This window comes from Cyanobium sp. T1B-Tous, from assembly GCF_024345475.1.
Classification (GTDB): Bacteria; Cyanobacteriota; Cyanobacteriia; order PCC-6307; family Cyanobiaceae; genus Cyanobium_A.
Genome location: NZ_JAGQBE010000001.1, coordinates 53,229 through 73,682 on the forward strand (window position 1 = coordinate 53,229; position 20,454 = coordinate 73,682).

Consider the following 20,454-nt stretch of genomic DNA (forward strand, 5'->3'; position numbering starts at 1 on the left):
AACGTTGTTTTGGTTGGCAAATCAACGTCTCCGGCGCTTCTCTTGCGGGTGGATGTTTCAGCTTTGAGATGTGCGGGATTGCCCATCCCCCGTTTTGAACAAGCTGGCTAACTTGTCAGCCAATCTCGGGACCCTTCCCGCCATGGCGGCGCCTCTGCAGCCAGAGCCCAATCCCCTCCCGGGCACCGTGCTGCGCCAGCGACTGGCCCTGCTCGCCTCCCATTTGGTGGTGGCCCTGGTGGCCCTAGTGGCCATCGGCGGGGCCACCCGGGTGATGGAGGCCGGCCTGGCCTGCCCCGACTGGCCTCTCTGTTATGGCCGCCTCCTGCCAGGCCATCAGATGAATCTCCAGGTTTTTCTGGAGTGGTTCCACCGGCTGGATGCCTTCGTGGTGGGTGTGGCCCTGCTGGTTCTGACCGGCACCAGCTGGATCGGCCGCCGGCAGCTGCCGGGGTGGTTGCCCTGGGCTGCCGGGACGGCCCTGGTGATGGTGGCTGTGCAGGGTGGCCTGGGCGCCCTCACCGTCACCCAGCTCTTAGCGGCTCCCCTGGTGACGGCCCATCTCACCACCGCCCTGCTGCTGGTGGCCCTCACCAGTGGGCTGTATCAGCGCCTGGCCATGGTGGGCCGCCACCTGCAGGCACCGCCGGCCTGGTGGCTGGCCTTGGCTGGAGTTTCCCTGGTGGTGGTGCTTGCCCAATGCCTGCTGGGGGGCTCGATGGCCAGCCAGTGGGCTGCGGATCAGTGCTTCAGCTCCGGGAGTGGTTGCCGCTGGCTGCTGGCCCATCGCCAGCTGGCCATGCTTGCCGCCTTGTCGGTGCTGGCGCTGGGAGCCACCACCCCGTTGCTTCCCAAAGGCCTGGGCCAGCTGCCCGCTCTCGCCCTGGCCGCGGTGGCCCTGGTGGGTGTTCAGGTGGCGCTGGGGGTCTGGACCTTGCGCCTCCAGCTCGATGCCCCCCTGGTGACGATTGCCCATCAGCTCACCGCAGCCCTGTTGGTGGGTCTGCTGGCGGCGGTGCTGGCCCGTTCTCTTGGCGGCCGCGAGCGGTCGCTTCTCTCCTCCGAGGTGGTTCATGGTTAGTGCAACGGCCCCAGCCTCGGTCGCCCTCGCCCCTGCGGCGGCATCGGCGATTCGTCCCTCGGTGAAATTGCCGGCCTGGCTCGAGGTGGCCAAGCCCCGGCTGATCCCCCTCCTCCTGGCCACCACCTTGGGGGGGATGGCCCTCAGCGCCGGTGGCTCCCCCAGTGCGGGCACCATTGCCTGCACCCTGGTGGGCGGCAGCCTGGCCTCGGCCGCTGCTGGCGTGCTCAATTGCCTGTGGGAGCAGGAGCTGGACGGCCGCATGCAGCGCACCAGCCGCCGCGCCCTGCCCTCGGGTCGGCTGGCCCAGCGCCAGGCCTTCGCTCTGGCGATCGGGCTCACGCTCCTCTCGGTGGGCGTGCTGGTGATCGGCGTGAATCCCCTGGCCGCCAGCCTGTCGCTGCTGGGCCTGTGCAGCTACGTGCTGCTCTACACGGCCCTGCTCAAGCCCCGTACCACCCAGAACATTGTCATCGGCGGCGTGGCTGGCGCGATCCCACCCCTGGTGGGGGCGGCCGCGGCCACCGGTGGCCTGGGCTGGTCGTCCTGGTGGCTGTTTTCCCTGGTGATGCTCTGGACCCCGGCCCATTTCTGGGCCCTGGCCCTGCTGCTCAAGGACGACTACCGCTCGGTGGGGATTCCCATGCTGCCGGTGGTGAAGGGAGTGGTGGTCACCACCCGGGCCATCAGCCACTACGCCTGGGCCACGGTGGCCTTCAGCTTGCTGGGGGCGTGGGCCCTGCCCAGTGGTGGCCTGCTCTACGGCCTGATGGTGTTGCCCTTCAACGGGCGTCTGCTGCAGCTCAGCTCCAGGCTGCGCGCCCAGCCCGATGACCCCCAGCGGGCCCGGGCCCTGTTCCGCTGGTCGATCTTCTATCTCTTCGGCATCTGCCTGCTGTTGCTGCTGGCCCGTCTTCCCCAGGCATCCCTGCTTGGCCCCGGCCTGTTCAGCGTCCCGCTGGTGGCGCTGCCTACATTGGTCGGCTGATTGGGGCGGCCTGGCTCGGTGATCGAACTGCAGCAGCTCTGCAAGCGTTACGGCGGCCCCAAGGGAGGCCAGGGGGTGGTGGCCCTCGACGGCCTGTCCCTCCAGGTGCCGGCCGGCTGCCTTTACGGCCTGCTGGGGCCCAACGGCGCCGGCAAGACCACCACCCTGCGCATCCTCTGCACCCTGCTGGCCCCTGACAGCGGCAGGGTGCGGGTCGGAGGGGTGGATGCCCTGGCCGATCCGCGGGCGGTACGGCGTCTGCTGGGTTATGTGGCCCAGGAGGTGGCGATCGACAAGATCCTCACCGGCCGGGAATTGCTGCAGCTCCAGGGCGATCTCTATCACCTGCCCTCGCTTGAGCGGAACCAGCGGATCGGCGAGTTGATTGAGCTGCTGGGGATGGCCGACTGGATCGACCGCCGCTGCGGCGGCTATTCGGGGGGCATGCGGCGCCGGCTGGATCTGGCTGCCGGCCTGCTGCACCGGCCCCAGGTGCTGGTGCTGGATGAACCCACGGTCGGCCTGGATATTGAAAGCCGCGCGGCCATCTGGGGCGTGCTGCGCCAGTTGCGCGACGGCGGCACCACCGTGTTGCTCAGCAGCCACTACCTCGAGGAGGTGGATGCCCTGGCCGACCACTTGGCGATCATCGAGGCCGGCAAGGTGATCGCCGCAGGGGCACCCTCGGCGCTCAAGGGGGCCCTGGGGGGCGATCGGGTCACCCTGCGGGTGCGGGAGTTCAGCGATGCCGATGAGGCGGCCCGGGTGCAGGGCATCCTGCAGTCCTGCGCTGGGGTGCGCCAGGTGGTGGTCAACCAGGCCCAGGGCTACTCCCTCAACCTGGTAATTGAGCACGACGGTGTGATCGAGCAGCTGCGCCGGCAGCTGGCCGAGGCCGACCTGCCGGTGTTCGCCCTGGCCCAGAGCCGCCCCAGCCTCGATGATGTCTATCTCCAGGCCACGGGCCGCACCCTGATGGATGCGGAGCTGGCCGTGGCCGGCAGCCGCGATCCCAAGGCCGAACGCAAAGCGAGCATGTGATGACCACCACCCTTCCCGCTCCTCCCCCAGTCCGCGATCCCGTTCCGGGTTCCCCGCCCGAGGCCTCCGCTTGGGCTGAGATCAGCCAGGAAACCTTCGCGCTCACCCGGCGGCTGTTCGTGCAGCTGCAACGGCGCCCTTCCACCCTGGTGGCGGGCGTGTTGCAACCCCTCATCTGGTTGGTGCTGTTTGGGGCCCTGTTCGCCAAGGCGCCCGCCGGGCTCTTGCCGGGGGGGACCAGCTACGGGCGCTTCCTCGGGGCCGGCGTGATCGTGTTCACGGCCTTCAGTGCCGCCCTGAACGCGGGCCTGCCGGTGATGTTCGACCGGGAGTTTGGCTTCCTCAACCGGTTGCTGGTGGCGCCCCTGCGCTCCCGCAGCTCGATTGTGTTCGCCTCGGTGCTCTACATCACCTCCTTGAGCCTGGTGCAGAGCCTGGCGATCATGGGAACTGCGGCCCTGCTCGGCTACGGCTGGCCCGGTGCCGCTGGCCTGCTGTTGGTGCTGGTCACCCTGCTGCTGTTGGTGTTTGCGGTGACGGCCCTGAGCCTGGGGTTGGCCTTTGCCCTGCCGGGCCATATCGAGTTGATCGCGGTGATCTTCGTGGCCAACCTGCCCCTGCTGTTTGCCAGCACCGCTTTGGCCCCGTTGTCGTTCATGCCGGCCTGGCTGGGCTGGCTAGCGGCCCTGAATCCCCTTACCTTCGCGATTGAACCGATTCGTGCCGCCTACGCCGGACAGGTCTCCCTCACCGCCGTGGTGCTGGAGGCCCCCTACGGCCAGCTCAGCAGCGCCACCTGCCTGGGGGTGCTCGCCCTGTTGGCCGCCGGGTTGTTCCTGCTGATCCGGCCCCTTCTGGATCGCAAGCTCACCTAGCCAGCCCTCCCGTGACCCTGCCCCCCAGCTTTCCCCCGCCAGCCCGTCCCGACCTGGCGGATCGTCTGCTGGCGGCGGTGGCCGAACGGGACCAGCCCATGGCCGAACGGCTGGTGCAGCAGTGGGTGCACCGTCGGGGCCTGGTCGCCCTAGATGCGCTGATTGCAGGCCCGCTGTCCGCCAGTCAGGGGGCGGATGCTGCGGCCTGGCTGCAGGATCGGGCCGGCCTGCTGCAGCCCCCGAGCGTCCAGCCGCAGCCCGTTCGCGTGTGGCCCCAGCTCAGCGTGGTGCCGGGCGGCGCCGCAGCACCGGCGCCACCCTCGCTGCAGCCCTTGCGTGCCTGGCTGCCCGATGCCGAGGAGCTCGAGGCGGATGGCCACCACGGCGCGGGCTCCGCTGCCAACCCCTTCCCCCTGGCCAGCTGAGTGAAACCCTCCGGACTGATCGTGTCGGTGCAGGCCCCCGAGGGCTCCCCCATGCGCGATCCCGATGTGATCGCCGCCATGGCTGAGGCCAGCCTGCGCAATGGCGCCACCGGGGTGCGGCTGGAGAGCCCCGAACACATCGGTGCCGTGCGGCGCCGCTGCCCGGGGGCCCTGATCGTGGGGCTGTGGAAGCGCACCTATCCCGACAGCTCCGTGTACATCACCCCTGGCTGGGAGGAGATCCGGGCGGTGTGGGGGGCCGGGGCCGATGTGGTGGCGATCGATGCCACCGAGCGGTTCCGCCCTGGCGGTGAGGCCTTGGAGGCGTTGATCCAGCGGGCCCGGCGGGAGCTGGGGGCCCCGCTGATGGCGGATGTCGACTCCCTGGCCAATGGCGTGGGAGCCGCCGCCCTCGGCTGCGAGTGGGTGGGAACCACCCTCTATGGCTACACCGAAGCCACGGCGGGACAGCGGCCACCCGCCTGGGAGTTGCTGCCCCAGCTCCGGCAGGAGCTGCCCGAGGCGGTCAGCCTCATCTGCGAAGGCGGCATTGCCAGCCCCCAGCAGGTTCGGCAGGCCCTCGCTGCCGGTGCCGATGCCGTGGTGGTGGGCACGGCCATCACCGGCGTTGATCTCCAGGTGGCGGCCTACGTGGCGGCGTGTTGAACCTCGCTGCACACTGAAGGGGGCAGTGGCTCCCGCGTTGGATGGGGGCAGGGCAGGAGGCCGCCATGACCCAATCACCCCTGGCGCTGTTGAGCTTGGTGGTGCTCACCATCCCGATCAGCAGCTTTCACGTCAACCAGGTGCAGGCGCTCAACCGGGAATTGGGAAAGCTCTGCAGCAGCCCACCACCCCAGGCGATGACGGTTTGCCGCATCCACGCCCGGTTGGTGAGCTCCCTCTGAGCCTCACATCATGCCGGGCATGCCCATGCCACCCATGCCACCCATGCCACCCATGCCGCCCATGCCGCCCATGCCACCCATGTCGCCGCCGGGGGCGGGTTCGGGTTCGGGCTTGTCGGCGATCACCACTTCTGTGGTGATCAGCAACGAGGCGATCGACACCGCGTCCTGGAGGGCCAGGCGCACCACCTTCGCGGCATCGAGGATGCCCGCGGTGAGGAGATCTTCGTAGACGCCGGTAAGGGCGTTGTAGCCCTTGCCCAGCCGCAGCACCTCTGCGGCCACCACGGCGCCATCGGCCCCGGCGTTGTGGGCGATCTGGCGCACCGGCTCGGCCAGGGCCCGCTGCACGATCTCAATGCCGGTGCGCTCATCCCCCTGGCAGGAGGCGGCCAGGGCGGTCAGCCCTTCTGCGAGCTCCAGCAGGGTGCAACCACCCCCGGCGATGATGCCCTCCTCGACGGCAGCCCGGGTGGCATTGAGGGCGTCTTCAATGCGCAGCTTGCGGTTCTTCAGCTCGGTTTCGGTTGGGGCGCCCACCTTGATGACCGCCACACCGCCGGCCAGTTTGGCGATCCGCTCGCTGAGCTTTTCCCGGTCGTAGTCGGAGTCGGTGTTGTCCAGTTCCCGCTTGATCGAGGCCACGCGGTCGGCGACGGCGGCCTGGTGCTCACCGCTGGCCACGATGGTGGTGGAGTCCTTGGTGATGGTGATGCGACGGGCCTGCCCCAGGTCCGCCAGGCCGGTTTTCTCCAGGGTCATGGCCTGGTCTTCGCTCACCACGGTGGCGCCGGTGAGGATGGCGATGTCGGCGAGCATGGCCTTGCGGCGATCGCCGAAGCCGGGCGCCCGCACGGCGGCCACCTGGAGCACGCCGCGGTTTTTGTTCACCACCAGGGTGGCCAGGGCCTCACCCTCCACGTCCTCGGAGAGGATCAGCAGAGGTCGGCCGCTCTTCGAGACCGCTTCCAGCACGGGCACTAGGTCGGTGATGCTGCTGATCTTGCGGTCGGTGATCAGGATCAGGGCGTTCTCGAAGACGCACTCCCGCCGCTCCTGGTCGGTGACGAAGTAGGGGGAGCTGTAGCCCCGGTCGAAGGCCATCCCCTCGGTGATCTCCAGCTCGGTGGCGAGGGAGGTGGATTCCTCCACGGTGATGACGCCGTCGGCGCTCACCTTGTCCATGGCCTCCGCGATCATGCGGCCGATCTCGTCGTCGTTGCCCGAGCTCACCGCCGCCACCTGGCGAATGGCGTCCCCGGCCACGGCCTGGGAGCGCTCGGTGATGCCGGCGACGATGTGGGCGGTGGCCTGTTCCATGCCCCGGCGCAAGCCCACGGGGTTGGCACCGGCGGCCACATTCCTGAGGCCTTCGCGCACCAGGGCCTGGGCCAGCAGGGTGGCGGTGGTGGTGCCGTCGCCGGCGGTGTCCTTGGTCTTGCTGGCAACCTGCTGCATCAGCTTGGCGCCCACGTTTTCGAAGGGATCCTCGAGTTCGATCTCCTTGGCGATGGTCACGCCGTCATTGACGATGTCGGGGGCGCCGAATTTCTTCTCGAGCACCACGTTGCGGCCGCGGGGGCCAATGGTGACCTTCACCGCATTGGCCAGGGCGTTGACACCCCGTTCCAGGGCGCTGCGGGAGGCATCCGAGAAGCTGATCAGCTTGGCCATGGAATCGGAATTGACGCAATGGTTTTCAGGGTCCCACAGCGGCTTGCCACCCGGGAGGTGGTGTGGGGTGGGGAAAGCCGAATCGATGGGCGGCCGCAGGCTGCTGAACGGCGCCGGGCTCGATAGGGTCTGGCTACGGCGTGGGTCTGGGGATGGAAGATCTGCTGCAGACGGCCCTCGAGAGTGCCGATGAGGCGATGGCCCTCGATCCCGCCACCAGCGCCAACGCCATGGTGTTTGTGCTGGTGGCGGTGTTCGGGGTGGCGATGGCGCTGGTCTACGTGCCGGTGCGGTTGTTCCTCACCATCACGGCCCGCAGCCGGCGGCTGCGGTTGCTGCAGCGGATCCGTCGCCTGCGGGAGGAGCTGGGTCAGCCGATCACCAACCCTTGAGCCCCCCTGCTGGAGGCGCTACCGCATGACCATGCCGCCATCCACCTGCAGCACCTGGCCGGTGATGTAAGCGGCGGCGGGATCGGCGGCCAGGAAGCGCACGGCACCGGCCACCTCGGCGGCGCTGCCCATCCGGCCCATGGGGATGGCCGCCAGGATCGGCTCCTTGTCGAGCTCGGCGGTCATATCGCTCTCGATGAAGCCCGGGGCCACCGCATTGACGGTGACGCCCCGGGCGGCGAATTCGGCCGCATTGCTGCGGGTGAGGCCGATCACACCGGCCTTGGCGGCGCTGTAATTCGCCTGGCCGGGGTTGCCCATCAGGGCCACCACCGAGGTGATGTTGATGATGCGGCCGGAGCGGGCCTTCAGCATCGCCCGGCTCACGGCGCGGGTGCAGAGGAATACGCCGGTGAGGTTGAGGTCGATGACGCTTTGCCAGTCGGCGGTTTTCATGCGCATCAGCAGCCCGTCCCGGGTGATGCCGGCGTTGTTGACCAGCACGTCGAGCCGGCCGGCCTTCTCCAGCACCGCCTTGACCATGGCATCCACTTCGCCTTCGTCGGCCACGTTGGCCCGGTGGCTCCAGGCCTGGCCGCCGCTGGCCGTGATCGCTGCCACCACCGCCTCGGCGGCCTCAGACGAGCTGGCGTAGTTGACCACCACCTGGGCTCCGGCGGCGCCCAATTCCAGGGCGATGGCACGGCCGATGCCCCGGCTGGCACCGGTGACCAGGGCGACGTGACCGGCCAGGGGGGCGGAGCTGGACATCACAGGGCTGGCGTCAGTGCCGGTGATCGTATGGCGCGGCTAGCCCAGGCCCAGGGCGGCCAGCACCTCGGGGGTGCCGAGTTGGTTCAGGTGGGTGGCCGATCCCAGGCCTTGAACCCCGGCCCGGCTCGGCAGGCTGGAGGCGTCCCGGCCAAGGGCCACGAGGGGCAGGCCGAGCAGCAGGGCCAGTTCGATTGCCACCGGATCACTGGCCAGCACCACATCGGCACTGGCGATCTGGGCCGCGCGCCCGCGCAACTTGGCGCTGCCGGGCAGGGCTTGCAGGGTTCGCAGGTTGGGCAGCTTGCTGCGGATCGCGGCCGGCAGGGCCTGCCACTGGTTTGCGGGCCAGTCGCTGGCCTCACCGGAGGGGGCGAGCAGCAGGGCCGGGCCATCGCCGGTGGGTAGGGCCGCCGCGGCCGCCTCCAGATCACCCTGGGGCAGGGGCAGCCGGAAGGCGTCGGCATCGAGCCGTACGCCGATCGGCTGGAGGAAGGCCTCCCAGGCCTGGTTGGGCCAGCCGCCCGCCACGGGAGTGATCCGCTCGGTGGCGGAAAAGCCAGCGGCGGCCACCCGGGTGGGGATGTGGCTCATCGACAGCATCAGGTCCATCTGCCGGCTGGGCGCCAGGTTGAGGCACAGCTGGAAATCCGGTTCCCGCACCGATCCCATCAGGTTGGCCCAGTCGGCAAGGGTGGCCTGGTCGTAGGCAAAGGGCATCGCCCGGTTCACGCCCGGATGCAGGCTCCAGAGGGGCACGGCGGCCAGCGGGCAGACCACCTGCACCTCGGCCCCTAGCTGGTCGGCCACCGCAGCCACGGCGGCAAAACTCTGCAGCTGCTGGCTGCTGCCGCCCGGAATCAGAAACAGGGCGCGCATCGCAAAGGCACGGGATCGGCGGCCTGATTGTATGGATCGAATCCGGTTTGCCCCGTTTCCCAGGAGTCGCTTGTGCATTTGCTGATCGCCGCCGCCGGTAGCGGCCGCCGCATGGGGGCCGAGGGCAACAAGTTGCTGCTGCCGGTGGCGGGCCGGCCCGTATTGGCCTGGACCCTGGAGGCCGCCCTGGCCTGCCCGGCCATTCATTGGATCGGCATCGTCGGCCAGCCTGTGGATGCGGAGGCGATCGCCGCGATCGTGGCGGCCGCTGGCCCCGACCGGCCGGTGCACTGGATTCTGGGAGGCGACACCCGTCAGGAGTCGGTGTGCCGCGGGCTGGCGGCCCTGCCGGCGGAGGCTGCGGGGGTGCTGATCCACGACGGTGCCCGCTGCCTGGTGGAGCCGGCCCTGCTGGAGCGCTGCGCCGCCGCCGTGAACGGGGGCGCCGCGGTGATTGCCGCCACCCCGGTCACCGACACGATCAAGCAGGTGGATGGCGCGGGCACGATCACCGGCACCCCGGACCGTCGCGGGCTCTGGGCGGCCCAGACCCCCCAGGGATTCCCCGTGGCCCAGCTGCGCACCGCCCACGCCACGGCCACGGCGGAGGGTTGGAGCGTCACCGATGACGCGGCCCTGTTTGAACGGCTGGGGCTGCCGGTGCAGGTGCTGGAGGCGCCCCCGTCCAACATCAAGCTCACCACCCGCTTTGATCTCACCGTGGCGGAAGCGGTGTTGGCGGGCCGGCGCTGAGCGGCTCGGGCGCTCAGCTGGGCAGCACCCGCAGCTGGCCCCGGTCCGCGTCGAGTTCGGCCCAGGCCCCCAGGGGGAGGGCCGCATTGCCGGCGACGTGGCCGACGGGCAGGCCACTCACCACCGGCACGCCGAGGTCGGCGGTGCGCTCGCGCAGCACCTGCTCGAGGCTGAAGCGATCCAGCTCCTGGTCGGAGGACGGCCCCTCAGAGGGCCCGTCCTCCGAGGGCGCGTCGTCGCAGTCGCTGAACTGGCCCAGGCCGATGCCCGCGAGTTGCTGCAGGGCGCCGCTGAGGCGCCAGTGGGTGAGCATCCGCTCGATCCGGTAGGGGGCCTCGCCCACGTCCTCCAGCACCAGGATCGCGCCGCGCAGATCCGGCAGGTGGGGGGTGCCGAGCAGGTGGGTGGCCACCGTGAGGTTGGCTGCCAGCAGGGGGCCTGCGGCGGTGCCGCCACTCCAGCCCACCCCCTGGAGGTCGGCCAGGGGTTCGCCGAACAGCAGCCGTCGCAGCCGCTCCTGGCTCCAGGGCGGCTCGGCGGCCAGGGTGGTGAGCAGGGGGCCGTGGATGGCGCCGCCCTGGCCCTGGGCCAGTTGGGCCCAGAGCAGGGAGGTGACGTCGGAGAAGCCCAGCAGCCAGCGGTGCGGCAGGCCCAGGGGCTCCTCCAACAGGCGGGCGGCCCCCCAGCCTCCTCGCACGCAGGCGAGCAGCTCCGCCCCCCGCCGCGCCGCCGCTTCCAGGTCGCCGCGCCGTTCTGGATCGCGGCCGGCCAGGTACCCCCAGCGGCGACCCTGCAGCGGGGCGGGCTCCACCTGCAGCCCCCAGCCCTCAAGCACGGCGATGCCGGCCTGCAGCCGGGCCTGGGCGTCTTCCCCCAGCAGGGCCGAGCTGGCCGCCACCAGCTGCACCCGATCCCCGGGCCGCAGCGGCTCGGGCAGGCGGATCGAGCGGCCGAGGGGCTGGCTCATGGCAGTTGCCCGAGCACCAGGGCCAGCAGCAACAGGCCGCCGAGCTGCACCTGGCGGCTGAAGTGGCGGCCATAGGCGGACCGTGGCAGCTGGGGGCGGCGCAGCAGGGCGGCTTCGCGCTGCATGCCCGCGGCGGCCAGCAGCATCAGCGGCCAGGTGATCCAGCCGCAGCCCTGCAGGCCGGCGGCCAGAATCAGGGCTAGGGCGGCCAGGCCGTAGCTCACGCCCACCGCCAGAGGGGCCTGCTGGCCCAAGCTGAGGGCACTGCTGCGCACCCCGATCGCCCGGTCGTCGTCCCGGTCGGCCATGGCGTACACCGTGTCAAAGCCGAAGGTCCACAGCAGGGTGGCCAGCCACACCAGGGCCAGGGGCCAGCCGCCGGCCAGGGAGCCCGTGGCGGCGGCCCAGGGAATCAGCACGGCGAAGCCCCAGCACAGCGCCAGCACCAGCTGGGGGTAGCCGAACCAGCGCTTGGCGGAGGGATAGAGCAGCACCGGCGGCAGGGCCGCGAGCGCCAGCAGCAGGCAGAGGCTGCGGCTGCTGGCCGGCAGGCCTCCCATCAACACCAGCAGCACCGCCAGGGCCAGCAGCAGGGCCAGCACCAGCAACGCCGTGGCTTCCCCCACCCCGACACGGCCATCGGCGATGGGCCGGCTGCGGGTGCGCTCCACCAGGGGGTCGATGCGGCGGTCCCAGAGGTCGTTGGCGATGCAGCCCGCCGCACTCACGGCCAGCCCTCCCAGCACGATCAGCCCCACCAGCAGCGCTGGAGGCGGGGCATTGGGGGTGAGCCAGAGGCTCCAGCCGGCGGGAATCAGCAGGATCAGACGGCCACTGGGCTTGTGCCAGCGCACCAGTTCGAGCCAGGCGCCCAACTTGGCGCCGATCGCGGAGTTGGCCATGCCCCCATTCCGTTGCGGCGAACCCTAGGTGTCCCGCCTGCCAGGACCACGGATGGCAAAGTGGCGCCCCAGCGGCTGCTGCCGAGCTTGATGGTCCAGGCCCCCACCCTCACGCAGGCCGGCCGGCGCCGGGTGGCCGCGATCGATATCGGCACCAATTCGATTCACCTGCTGGTGGCGGAGGTGGATCCAGAGCTGTGCAGCTTCTCGGTGGTGCTCGCCGAGAAGGCCACCACCCGGTTGGGGGAACGGGATCCCCACACCGGCGAACTCAGTGCCGAGGCGATCGAGCGCGCCTTCCGCACCCTCCGCCACGACCGCGATCTGGCCCTCAGCCATGGCGTGGAGCAGATCGTCACCGCGGCCACCAGCGCCGTGCGGGAAGCCCCCAACGGTCGTGACTTTCTGGTGGCCCTGCAGGAGCAGCTCGATCTGGATGTGGATCTGGTGAGCGGCCCGGAGGAGGCCCGGCTGATCTACCTGGGCGTGCTCTCCGGCATGGCCTTCGGTGACCAGCCCCACCTGATCATCGACATCGGCGGCGGCTCGACGGAACTGGTGCTGGCCGATGGCCGGGATGGCCGCTCCTTCAGCAGCACCCGCATCGGTGCGGTGCGGCTCCAGCGGGAGTTCTGCCAACAAGACCCCCTGTCGGCTGACCGCCGTTCCTTTCTTCAGGCCTACATCCAGGGGGCCCTCGACCCCGCCGTGGCCGAGGTGAAGGCGGCGTTGCGCCCGGGGGAACAGCCGCTGATGGTGGGTACGAGCGGCACGGCCATGGCCCTGGCGGCTTTGGCGGCGGCGGAGGATCCCAAACCTCCGCTCAAGCTGCAGGGCTACCGGCTCAGCCGGGAGCGTGTTGACCAGCTCACCGCCCGGCTGCTGGCCATGAGCCCGGAGCAGCGTCGCGCCCTGCCCGCCATCAACGACCGGCGTGCGGAAATCATCGTGCCCGGGGCCCTGATCCTGCAGACCGCCATGGCCATGCTCCAGGTGCGGGAGTTGGTGGTGTGTGACCGGGCCCTGCGGGAGGGCCTGATCGTGGACTGGATGCTGCGCAACGGGCTGCTCGGCGATCGCTTTGCCTTCCAGAGCACGATCCGCCAGCGCACGGTGCTGCACCTGGCCCAGAGTTTCGGCGTTGATCGGGCCCGGGCCGATCGGGTGGCGGTCCACGCCCTCAGCCTTTACGACCAGTCCCGCGGCCTGCTGCACCACGACGACGGCCCCGGGCGGGAGTTGCTCTGGGCTGCTGCCCAGCTCCACACCTGCGGCAAGAGCATCAACATTTCGGCGTACCACAAGCACAGCTGGTATCTGATCCGCCACGGCGAGCTGCTGGGCTACTCCGAGGCGGAACACCGGATGGTGGCCGCCATCGGCAGGTACCACCGGCGCAGCCTGCCGAAGAAGCGCCATGAGTCCTGGCAGCTGATCGAAGATCGCGACCAGCGCCGCACGGTGGCGTCGATGGCGCTGTTGCTGCGCCTGGCGGCGGCCCTGGATCGCCGGCCCGCCGCCGTGATCGCCGGCTTGCGGGTGCAGTCCCTCTCCGGTGCGGTCAGCATTGCCCTCGAGCCGGCAGCGCCGCCGCCGGGCCAACCCGAGATGGATCTCAGCCTGGAGCGCTGGAGCCTGCGCTCCTGCGGGTCCGTGGTGCAGGAGGCCTGCGGCCTTGGGCTCAGGGTGCCGGAGCCTTGAAGCGGCGCCAGCGCACCTGATCGATCGGGCCCAGGGATTGGGCTGGTCCGGAACCGATCTGGGCCTGCACCAGGTCGGGCCGGCCAGCGAGAACCACCAGCCCCCCGCCTAGGGGGAAGGGCCGCTCACCCTGGAAGGTGCCCCGGAACAGGGTGGTGCCCGTTTCTGTCTTCACTTCCAGCCAGCTGGGCTGGCGGCTGCGCAACAGCAGCTGGTCGGTCTGGCCAGGGGTTGGGCGGGGGCTGGGAGCCGCTGCCGGGGAGGGCGTGGGGGGTGCCTTGAGAGCTGCCTTGGGGGAGGCTGCCTTGGTGGAAGGGGCCTTGGGGGCGGCAGCGGGCTGGGCTTGGCGGGCCTGCTGCCGTTGCCACTGCAGGTGTTGCCACTGCTGCCAGCCGGCGTTGCCGCCGCCAATGATGGCCGCCAGAACGCCTGCCGCTAGGGCGATCTGGCCCATGGTCTGCAGGGGGATGTTGCCGGTCTGGCCCAGCGAACGCACTTTGGGGCGGGGGGAGAGTTCGCCCACCTTCACGGGGTTGGCCTGGAAGGCGCCGCAGTCCCGCAAGGCCTGAAGCGGGCCGTTGACATCAATGGCCAGGCTGTTGGCCACCCGCCGGGCCTGGGCGATCACGAAAACCGGCTCCGGCAGGCGGCCGGCATCGCCCGCTTCCAGAGCCTGCAGCTGTTCCTGCCCCATGTTGAGGCGGTTGGCCAGCTCGCCGAGGCCCACGCCCTGAGCTTCTCGTCCCTGGCGGAGCGCCTGGCCTAGGGCTCGCAGGGCGGGGATGGGCTCGGGGATGGGGGAGTCCGACACCGGATCGGCGAAGCCAGAAGCTGAATCTGGCCATTCTGCCGGGAAAAGGCCGGCCCGCCAGCCGGCTCCTGGGTGGGCCCTGGTCGGACCGGTGGCAGACCCTGAAACACCAGTGCTGGCCTGGCTGATGCCAGAACGGCTGGTTGATTTCAGCCAGTGAAGATGGGCGATACTGGATTCGAACCAGTGACCCCTTCCGTGTGAAGGAAGTGCGCTACCGCTGTGCTAATCGCCCGCACCCAAGGAGCTTAAAACACGGCCGGCGGCCCATCCGCCACCATGGGGGCAGAACCAGTCCCACCGTGTGAGCGCGACCCCCGACACCCCGGCCCCCGATCCCGCGCCCATCCATCCAGCGCAGCTCGACCCCCCATCCCAGGACGTGGATGTGTTGATCGTGGGGGGTGGGGTGTGTGGCACCGCGCTGCTGTTTGAGCTGGCCCGCTACACCGATGTGGGGCGGATCCTGCTAGTGGAGCGCTACGACGCCCTAGCCCGGGTGAATTCCAAGGCCACCAACAACAGCCAGACGATCCACTGCGGCGACATCGAGACCAACTACACCCTGGAGAAGGCGGTGCGGGTGAAGCGCACGGCCGAAATGATCGTGCACTACGCCGATCTGCTCGATCCAGCCACCCGCGATCGCTGCGTGTTCCGGACCCCGAAAATGGTGCTCGGCGTGGGGGAGAAGGAGTGTGCCTTCCTGCGGGAGCGCTTTGCGCGCTTCTCGCCCCATTTCCCGGCGATGGAACTGCTCGATCAGGAACAGATCGCTGAGTGGGAACCCCAGGTGGCCCTGCTCAACGGCCAGCCCCGTCCGGAAGAGCTGGTGGCCATCGGTATCCGCCGCACCTACACCGCCGTGGATTACGAGGAGCTTTCGGCCTCGTTTGTGGCCCAGGCGGAGGCCGCCGTGGCTGGCACCGACCGCCAGCTCACCGTGCAGCTCGGCACCAGCGTGGGCACCATCACCCCCGAGGGAGATGCCTTTCGGGTTGCGCTGGCTCCCACCCCCGGTTGCTCCAGCGCCGCCGGTGAAGTGGCGCGCAGCGTGCGGGCCCGCCACGTGGTGGTGAACGCCGGTGCCCACAGCCTGCTGATGGCCCAGCGCATGGGCTATGGGCTCGAGTATTCCTGCCTGCCGGTGGCCGGCAGCTTCTACTTCACCCCCGACCTGCTCCAGGGCAAGGTGTACACGGTGCAGAACGACAAGCTGCCCTTCGCCGCCATCCACGGCGACCCGGACGTGCGGGCCCCCGGCAAGACCCGCTTCGGTCCCACCGCCCTGCTGCTGCCGCTGCTGGAGCGCTACAAGCCGGCTTCCTTCTGGGAATTTCTGAAGGTGCTGCGGCTCGACTGGGCCGTGCTGTCCGTGTTCTGGCAGCTGTTCCGCATCGCCGACATCCGCAACTACATCCTCAAGAACCTGCTGTTCGAGGTGCCCTGGTTGCGGCGGCGCCTGTTTCTGGCTGATGCCCGCAAGATTGTGCCCGGCATGCAGCTCCGTGATCTCAGCTTCGCCGAGGGCTATGGCGGGGTGCGCCCCCAGCTGATCGACAAGATCAACCGCAAGCTGATGCTGGGTGAAGCCAGCATTGCGGCCTGTCCAGGCCTGGTGTTCAACGTCACGCCGTCACCGGGGGGCACCTGCTGCCTGGGCAATGGAGCTCGGGATGTGGAGGCGATCGTGGAGCGCCTGGGCTGCCGTTTTGATCGCGACCGGCTGGCCCGGGAGCTCTATGGAGACGCCGCCTCAGGCGCCGCCCCGGAACAGGTGGTTGTGGCTGGCTGAGTAGAGCTTGGAGCGGGCCTCTTCCGGTGCGGCCAGGGCCGGACTCACCACGTACAGGGTGGTGCGGATCAGGGACCGCTCGCGGCTCACCTGGGCCATCTGAGCCAGGGGAACGACGCTGAGCCACTGGTCAGGCCAGCTCACCCGGTAGCCGATTGCCACGGGGGTGTCGGCGGGGTAGTGGCGCAGCAGCTCGGCCTGCACCTCATCCACGTGCCGAGCACTGAGGTAGAGGCAGAGGGAGGCCCGCAGGGCTGCCAACCGCTCCAGGGCTTCCCGTTCGGGTACGCCGGTGCGGCCACCGGCCCGGCCCAGCACGATGGTCTGCACCAGGCCGGGGATGGTGAGTTCGCTCTGCAGGGCCGAGGCGGCGGCCTGGTAGGCACTCAGGCCCGGCACCACCTCCACGCCGATGCCCGCATCGGCCAGGCGGCAGATCTGTTCGGCGATGGCGCCGTAGAGGCAGGGGTCGCCGTCGTGGAGACGCACGACGGTCTTGCCGGCCCTGGCCCGATCCAGCACCACCTCCATCACCTGCTCCAGGGTGAGGGTGCTGGTGCGCACCTGCTCACAGCCCTCGGGGGCCAGGGCTGCGATCTGGGGATTGACGAGGGAATCGGTCCACACCAGAACGTCTGCCTGCTCGATCATCCGGGCTGCCCGCAAGGTGAGCAGGTCGGGGGCACCGGGGCCGGCACCGACAATCCACACCGGTTTGGGGGTCAGGCCGGGATCAGCGGCGGCGGGTGAGGCGGTCAAATGGACACTCCACTGGGGTCGGGAAAGGGACGGCGGCGGCGGTAGAGCCACCAGAGCCCGGCAGCGCCGAGGCCGATCAGCACGAGGCTCACCAGCTGGGCCATGCGCAGGCCGCCCTCGCAGAAGGGGGGATTGGCCAGCAGGCAGAGGGGATCGAGCCGCAGGCCCTCAATCCACACCCGTCCGCTGCTGTAGGCCATCAGATACACGCAACTCAGGGCCCCGGGGAGCAGCTGGATGCGGCCGCGGCTGGCTTGGCGAAACAGCACCAGCAGGAGGAGGCACACCCCGAGGTTCCACACCGACTCGTAGAGGAAGGTGGGGTGGAAGTGGGCCTGATCGAGGAATTCCACCGGCCGCTGGGCCACCGGGATGAAGAGTTTCCAGGGCAAATCCGTGGGCCGGCCGAAGGCCTCGGAGTTGAAGAAGTTGCCCCAGCGGCCGATGGCCTGACCGAGGGCCACGGCCGGAACCAGCACATCGAGCAGGGGCCAGAAGGGCTGGCGCCGCCAGCGGCAGAAGAGCACGGTGGCGAGGGTGCCCCCCAACAGGGCGCCGTGGATGGCGATGCCACCGCGCCAGATGGCGATCGCATCCAGCCAGTTGCCGGAATACTGGCGCCATTCCAGAGCGACGTAATAGAGCCGGGCGCCGATCACCGCCCCCAGCACCAGCACGGGCAACAGGTCGGCGATCAGGCCGGGCTCGATGCCGCGGGCCCGGCCGAGGCGGGTGGCCAGGCTGAGCCCCAGCAGCACGGCCACGGCGATCAGCAGGCCATACCACCGCAAGGCAACGGGGCCCAGCTGGAAAACCAGGGGCCCCGGAGAGGTGAAGGTGGCAAGCACGCTGCTCAGATGAGGCCTTCAGCGGCCTGGACTTTCTCCACCTGGCGCTTCTTGAGCACCAACATGATCTGGGCCAGGGCAATGGCGGCGAAGAAGGCCAGCAGGCCGTAGATGCGCACCGGGTTCTGCAGCACCACTTCGGCGTCAATCTGGCCGAAGCCACCCACGTTCGGATCGTTGGTGAGCGGTGCACCGGCGGTCACGGCTTCACCCACGGCCACGGTGATGGTGGGCCCGGCTGGAACGGTTTCGCTGGACTTGCTGCCGTCGGCTGCGGTGATTTCCACCACGGAGGCCCCGTTGTCCCCAGCGGAGATGGCGGAAACCAGGCCACTTACAGGGGCATTGAACACACCGTTGTTGCTCTTCTCGCCGGTGGGATACACCTGGCCGCGGCCCCGGTTGCCGCCCACGTGCAGCTGGTATTTGCCGAAGTGGATGCTGCTGTCGGTGGCCGGATCAGGGGAGAGGATCGGGAAGACGATCTCCTGGTGCTGGTCGCCGGGAATCGGACCCACCAGCAGGATGTTGGGCTGGTCGTCGGAGTACTGGGTGTAGTAGATCCCCGCCGTTTCCTCCTTCAGCTCATCGCTGAGCCGGTCCTGGGGAGCGAGGGTGAAGCCTTCGGGCAGCATCACCACGGCACCCACGTTGAGACCGGTGGGGCTGCCGTCGCCGGACACCTGCTGAACGCTGGTGTCGTAAGGGATTTCAACCACGGCCTTGAACACCGTGTCGGGGAAGATCGCCTGGGGCACTTCGACCCGGGTGGCTTTCTTGGCCAGGTGGCAGTTGGCGCAGACGATCTTGCCGGTGGCTTCCCGGGGGCTGGCGTAGTTCTGCTGGGCCCAGAAGGGGTAGGCCCAGCTGGGGCTGGCACCGGCGAGCAGCACGGCCAGGCTCAGGGCGGTGCCCACCAGAGAGCCAAGCAGCAGGGAGAGGGAACGACGCATCACGGGATCAGGCGACAGACGGGAAGGGGGAAACGGGGATCGGGAGGATCAGGCCCACCAGGGCTTGTCGCCGGTGCGGAAGTCAGTTTCGGTCCACTGGCTCAGGAACACGTTGTCGTTCTCGACCGACACATGGGCCAGGGCCAGGGACAGCGGGGCGGGGCCGCGCACCACCTTGCCGGTGGCGTCGTACTGGGAGCCGTGGCAGGGGCACATGAACTTGTTGGCACCGCTGTTCCAGGGCACCACGCAGCCCAAGTGGGTGCAGATGGCGTTGATGCCGTAGCTGCCAATGGCATCGCTGCCTTCGACGAGCAGGTAGGTGGGATCACCCTTGAGGCCCTGCACCAGGCTGCGGTCGCCCTCCTTGTGGGTGCTCAACCAGCCGGTGGCCGTGACGCTGTTGCCGAGCTCGTCCTTGGCGGTGGTGCCCCCGCCGCTGCCAGCGGCCTTGGGGGGGATGAAGTAGCGGGCCACGGGATAGAGGGCGCCCAGGGCGACCCCGGTGACCGATCCAAAGGTCAGCAGGTTCATGAACTGCCGACGACCCATTCCGGGCACATCACCAGTTGAGGCGCTGGATGAAGCGCTCGCAGGCATCTGGGTCATGAAGACGTGCCGGGACAACGTGGCGCCCATTATGAACCTTGCCTGCGCGGCCCCGGGGCACCACTGCCCGGCCGCGGCTGGGCCTGCAACATGCTGTTGTGCAATCCGTTGTGTGACCTCGGGCGTGTCCCAGCCCCCCAGCCCCCTTTCCCCAGCCGCCGCGGGCGATGGACCCCTGTCAGCGCAGGAGGTGTGGGACATGCTGCAGGCCCGCTGGCAGGTCTCCTACGACCTGCAGCTGGTGCAGCGCCGGGGCAGGGTGTACCTGCAGGTGATGTGGGCCTACCTCGAGCAGCAGTCCTTCCCGCTGAGCGAGGAGGGCTACCGCGCCAAGCTCGAGGAGCTGGTGGGTCTGCTCAACGGGCTGGGGGTGGCGGGCCAGGTGCGTCGTTGGTTGCTCACCACCACCGACAAACCGCGGCTCGGCAAGGCCCTGGGGCTGGCCCTGGAGATGCCCGCCGGCCGGGCCAGTGAATTCCTTCTCTAGGCGGGGCGCAGCCGCTCGGTGAAGGCCACCAGTCCCACCCCAATCAGATAGAGGGCGGTGATCGCTCCGGAGAGCAGCAGCATCGTCACCGGATCGGTGGAGGGGGTGAGCACGGCGCCGGCCAGGGCGCTGGCCAGCACCACCCAGCGCCAGCCCGCCAGCATCGGCTGGGCCTTCACCAGGCCCAGGGCGCCCAGCAGCAGCTGCAGCACCGGCAGCTGGAAGGCCAGGGCCGTCGCCACCATCAGCAGCAGCACGAAGTCGAGGTAGCGCTCAATCGACCAGCTCGGTTCGACCACATCGGCGCCGTAGCTCACCAGGAAGCGCAGGGCAGCCGGCACCAGGGCCCACCAGGCGAAGGCCAGGCCGGCGGCGAACAGCACGGCTGAGCCCGCCACCGCTGGTGCCACCAGGTTGCGTTCGCGCCGGGTGAGGCCTGGCAGCACGAAGGCCAGCCCCTCGTAGAGCACGTAGGGCAGGGCCAGGGTGAGGCCGGCGTAGCCCGCCACCTTCAGGGAGACAAACAGGAACTCCCCCGGGGCCAGCTGCAGAAAACGGATGCCCTCGGCTGGCATCTCCAGCATCCGCACCAACGGTTTGACCGCCAGCAGGCAGGCCGCCGCCGCCACCACCACCGCCAGCAGGCTGCGCAGCACCCGCCGGCGCAGCTCCTCGAGGTGGTCCACCAGGCTCATGTCGACTTCGTCCGGGAAGTCGCTGTCGGGTGGGTCTCCAGCTCCGGAGGGGACGGGGATCCGGATTGGGGCTGGGGCTTCCAGGGGCGGGGCCGCGGTGGACGGGTTGGTGGGTGAGGTTTCGGGTTCGGGGCTCATGG

Annotated in this window: 23 protein-coding genes and 1 tRNA gene; 12 read left to right on the forward strand and 12 right to left on the reverse strand. The window is 69.7% G+C overall.

What is annotated here, in order from left to right; all coding sequences use genetic code 11:
* The first annotated feature begins 142 nt into the window (after positions 1 to 142).
* The 7 genes from KBY71_RS00315 (at position 143) to KBY71_RS00345 (ending at position 5,318) form a co-directional block, all read left to right on the forward strand.
* Positions 143 to 1,081, forward strand: coding sequence for a heme A synthase (locus KBY71_RS00315; protein WP_254927007.1), 939 nt, complete (start codon positions 143 to 145; stop codon positions 1,079 to 1,081).
* Entirely contained in the window at positions 1,074 to 2,069 is a 996-nt protein-coding gene (locus KBY71_RS00320; protein ID WP_254927008.1) for a heme o synthase, read from the forward strand. The genes KBY71_RS00315 and KBY71_RS00320 overlap by 8 nt, the downstream gene beginning before the upstream one ends.
* Positions 2,070 to 2,087: 18 nt before the next feature.
* Positions 2,088 to 3,110, forward strand: a complete 1,023-nt coding sequence (locus KBY71_RS00325; protein ID WP_396095044.1) for an ATP-binding cassette domain-containing protein — start codon at positions 2,088 to 2,090, stop codon at positions 3,108 to 3,110.
* Positions 3,110 to 3,985 carry an ABC transporter permease gene (locus KBY71_RS00330; RefSeq protein ID WP_254927009.1) on the forward strand — a complete coding sequence of 292 codons (876 nt, stop codon included), beginning with the start codon at positions 3,110 to 3,112 and terminating at the stop codon, positions 3,983 to 3,985. Before KBY71_RS00325 ends, KBY71_RS00330 begins: the two co-directional genes overlap by 1 nt.
* Positions 3,986 to 3,996: 11 nt before the next feature.
* A complete protein-coding gene (locus tag KBY71_RS00335) occupies positions 3,997 to 4,410 on the forward strand; it encodes a hypothetical protein (protein ID WP_254927010.1) in 414 nt (137 codons plus the stop codon).
* Positions 4,411 to 5,076 (forward strand): N-acetylmannosamine-6-phosphate 2-epimerase, encoded by a 666-nt coding sequence (locus KBY71_RS00340; RefSeq protein WP_254927011.1) that lies wholly within the window; start codon positions 4,411 to 4,413, stop codon positions 5,074 to 5,076. It begins immediately after the preceding gene.
* A gap of 65 nt (positions 5,077 to 5,141) precedes the next feature.
* Positions 5,142 to 5,318: a hypothetical protein gene (locus KBY71_RS00345; RefSeq protein WP_254927012.1), complete on the forward strand. Its 177-nt coding sequence runs from the start codon at positions 5,142 to 5,144 to the stop codon at positions 5,316 to 5,318.
* Positions 5,319 to 5,321: 3 nt separating this feature from the next.
* Here KBY71_RS00345 and groL read toward each other — a convergent pair whose 3' ends face one another.
* Positions 5,322 to 6,992, reverse strand: coding sequence for a chaperonin GroEL (gene groL / locus KBY71_RS00350; protein ID WP_254927013.1), 1,671 nt, complete (start codon positions 6,990 to 6,992; stop codon positions 5,322 to 5,324).
* 152 nt (positions 6,993 to 7,144) lie between these two features.
* On the opposite strand from groL, the gene KBY71_RS00355 reads away from it, so the two are divergent.
* Positions 7,145 to 7,384 (forward strand): hypothetical protein, encoded by a 240-nt coding sequence (locus KBY71_RS00355; protein WP_254927063.1) that lies wholly within the window; start codon positions 7,145 to 7,147, stop codon positions 7,382 to 7,384.
* 18 nt (positions 7,385 to 7,402) lie between these two features.
* Here KBY71_RS00355 and fabG read toward each other — a convergent pair whose 3' ends face one another.
* Positions 7,403 to 8,155 carry a 3-oxoacyl-[acyl-carrier-protein] reductase gene (gene fabG, locus KBY71_RS00360; protein ID WP_254927014.1) on the reverse strand — a complete coding sequence of 251 codons (753 nt, stop codon included), beginning with the start codon at positions 8,153 to 8,155 and terminating at the stop codon, positions 7,403 to 7,405.
* 39 nt (positions 8,156 to 8,194) lie between these two features.
* Positions 8,195 to 9,034: a glycosyltransferase family 9 protein gene (locus KBY71_RS00365; protein WP_254927015.1), complete on the reverse strand. Its 840-nt coding sequence runs from the start codon at positions 9,032 to 9,034 to the stop codon at positions 8,195 to 8,197.
* Positions 9,035 to 9,106: 72 nt separating this feature from the next.
* On the opposite strand from KBY71_RS00365, the gene ispD reads away from it, so the two are divergent.
* On the forward strand, positions 9,107 to 9,787 hold the full coding sequence (gene ispD, locus KBY71_RS00370) for a 2-C-methyl-D-erythritol 4-phosphate cytidylyltransferase (RefSeq protein ID WP_254927016.1): 681 nt from the start codon (positions 9,107 to 9,109) through the stop codon (positions 9,785 to 9,787).
* Between the two features lie 13 nt (positions 9,788 to 9,800).
* On the opposite strand, the gene KBY71_RS00375 is transcribed toward ispD, so the two are convergent.
* Both KBY71_RS00375 and KBY71_RS00380 read right to left on the reverse strand, forming a co-directional pair.
* Entirely contained in the window at positions 9,801 to 10,754 is a 954-nt protein-coding gene (locus KBY71_RS00375) for an LD-carboxypeptidase (protein ID WP_254927017.1), read from the reverse strand.
* Positions 10,751 to 11,656 (reverse strand): 4-hydroxybenzoate polyprenyltransferase, encoded by a 906-nt coding sequence (locus KBY71_RS00380; protein WP_254927018.1) that lies wholly within the window; start codon positions 11,654 to 11,656, stop codon positions 10,751 to 10,753. The genes KBY71_RS00375 and KBY71_RS00380 overlap by 4 nt, the downstream gene beginning before the upstream one ends.
* A 90-nt stretch (positions 11,657 to 11,746) precedes the next feature.
* Here KBY71_RS00380 and KBY71_RS00385 point away from each other — a divergent pair, with 90 nt between their 5' ends.
* Positions 11,747 to 13,357 carry a Ppx/GppA phosphatase family protein gene (locus tag KBY71_RS00385; protein ID WP_254927019.1) on the forward strand — a complete coding sequence of 537 codons (1,611 nt, stop codon included), beginning with the start codon at positions 11,747 to 11,749 and terminating at the stop codon, positions 13,355 to 13,357.
* On the opposite strand, the gene KBY71_RS00390 is transcribed toward KBY71_RS00385, so the two are convergent.
* Positions 13,338 to 14,168: a helix-turn-helix domain-containing protein gene (locus KBY71_RS00390; protein WP_254927020.1), complete on the reverse strand. Its 831-nt coding sequence runs from the start codon at positions 14,166 to 14,168 to the stop codon at positions 13,338 to 13,340. The genes KBY71_RS00385 and KBY71_RS00390 overlap by 20 nt on opposite strands.
* Positions 14,169 to 14,331: 163 nt before the next feature.
* Positions 14,332 to 14,403: transfer RNA gene (locus tag KBY71_RS00395), tRNA-Val, on the reverse strand.
* Positions 14,404 to 14,472: 69 nt separating this feature from the next.
* Between KBY71_RS00395 and KBY71_RS00400 the strand changes: the two genes are divergently transcribed.
* Positions 14,473 to 15,963, forward strand: coding sequence for an FAD-dependent oxidoreductase (locus KBY71_RS00400; protein ID WP_254927021.1), 1,491 nt, complete (start codon positions 14,473 to 14,475; stop codon positions 15,961 to 15,963).
* Here KBY71_RS00400 and cobM read toward each other — a convergent pair.
* Genes cobM through petC form a run of 4 tightly spaced genes read right to left on the reverse strand, consistent with a single transcriptional unit; the run spans position 15,925 to position 19,132 of the window.
* Positions 15,925 to 16,722: a precorrin-4 C(11)-methyltransferase gene (gene cobM, locus KBY71_RS00405; protein ID WP_261354488.1), complete on the reverse strand. Its 798-nt coding sequence runs from the start codon at positions 16,720 to 16,722 to the stop codon at positions 15,925 to 15,927. The two genes, KBY71_RS00400 and cobM, sit on opposite strands and share 39 nt — an antisense overlap.
* Positions 16,719 to 17,579, reverse strand: a complete 861-nt coding sequence (gene lgt, locus KBY71_RS00410; protein WP_254927056.1) for a prolipoprotein diacylglyceryl transferase — start codon at positions 17,577 to 17,579, stop codon at positions 16,719 to 16,721. The genes cobM and lgt overlap by 4 nt, the downstream gene beginning before the upstream one ends.
* Positions 17,576 to 18,523: a cytochrome f gene (gene petA / locus KBY71_RS00415; RefSeq protein ID WP_254927022.1), complete on the reverse strand. Its 948-nt coding sequence runs from the start codon at positions 18,521 to 18,523 to the stop codon at positions 17,576 to 17,578. The genes lgt and petA overlap by 4 nt, the downstream gene beginning before the upstream one ends.
* A gap of 48 nt (positions 18,524 to 18,571) precedes the next feature.
* Positions 18,572 to 19,132: a cytochrome b6-f complex iron-sulfur subunit gene (gene petC / locus KBY71_RS00420; protein ID WP_254927023.1), complete on the reverse strand. Its 561-nt coding sequence runs from the start codon at positions 19,130 to 19,132 to the stop codon at positions 18,572 to 18,574.
* A 124-nt stretch (positions 19,133 to 19,256) separates the two neighbouring features.
* Here petC and KBY71_RS00425 point away from each other — a divergent pair, with 124 nt between their 5' ends.
* Positions 19,257 to 19,619: a DUF3067 family protein gene (locus tag KBY71_RS00425; RefSeq protein ID WP_254927024.1), complete on the forward strand. Its 363-nt coding sequence runs from the start codon at positions 19,257 to 19,259 to the stop codon at positions 19,617 to 19,619.
* Here KBY71_RS00425 and tatC read toward each other — a convergent pair.
* Positions 19,616 to 20,452 (reverse strand): twin-arginine translocase subunit TatC, encoded by an 837-nt coding sequence (gene tatC, locus KBY71_RS00430; protein ID WP_396095045.1) that lies wholly within the window; start codon positions 20,450 to 20,452, stop codon positions 19,616 to 19,618. The two genes, KBY71_RS00425 and tatC, sit on opposite strands and share 4 nt — an antisense overlap.
* Positions 20,453 to 20,454: the final 2 nt, after the last annotated feature.

Coding starts and splice junctions, on each gene's coding strand:
- KBY71_RS00315 (WP_254927007.1), top strand. CDS start 143: ATGGCGGCGCCTCTGCAGCCAGAGCCCAATCCCCTCCCGGGCACCGTG.
- KBY71_RS00320 (WP_254927008.1), top strand. CDS start 1,074: ATGGTTAGTGCAACGGCCCCAGCCTCGGTCGCCCTCGCCCCTGCGGCG.
- KBY71_RS00330 (WP_254927009.1), top strand. CDS start 3,110: ATGACCACCACCCTTCCCGCTCCTCCCCCAGTCCGCGATCCCGTTCCG.
- KBY71_RS00345 (WP_254927012.1), top strand. CDS start 5,142: ATGACCCAATCACCCCTGGCGCTGTTGAGCTTGGTGGTGCTCACCATC.
- groL (WP_254927013.1), bottom strand. CDS start 6,992: ATGGCCAAGCTGATCAGCTTCTCGGATGCCTCCCGCAGCGCCCTGGAA.
- KBY71_RS00355 (WP_254927063.1), top strand. CDS start 7,145: ATGGAAGATCTGCTGCAGACGGCCCTCGAGAGTGCCGATGAGGCGATG.
- fabG (WP_254927014.1), bottom strand. CDS start 8,155: ATGTCCAGCTCCGCCCCCCTGGCCGGTCACGTCGCCCTGGTCACCGGT.
- KBY71_RS00365 (WP_254927015.1), bottom strand. CDS start 9,034: ATGCGCGCCCTGTTTCTGATTCCGGGCGGCAGCAGCCAGCAGCTGCAG.
- KBY71_RS00375 (WP_254927017.1), bottom strand. CDS start 10,754: ATGAGCCAGCCCCTCGGCCGCTCGATCCGCCTGCCCGAGCCGCTGCGG.
- KBY71_RS00380 (WP_254927018.1), bottom strand. CDS start 11,656: ATGGCCAACTCCGCGATCGGCGCCAAGTTGGGCGCCTGGCTCGAACTG.
- KBY71_RS00385 (WP_254927019.1), top strand. CDS start 11,747: ATGGTCCAGGCCCCCACCCTCACGCAGGCCGGCCGGCGCCGGGTGGCC.
- petA (WP_254927022.1), bottom strand. CDS start 18,523: ATGCGTCGTTCCCTCTCCCTGCTGCTTGGCTCTCTGGTGGGCACCGCC.
- petC (WP_254927023.1), bottom strand. CDS start 19,132: ATGACCCAGATGCCTGCGAGCGCTTCATCCAGCGCCTCAACTGGTGAT.
- tatC (WP_396095045.1), bottom strand. CDS start 20,452: ATGAGCCCCGAACCCGAAACCTCACCCACCAACCCGTCCACCGCGGCC.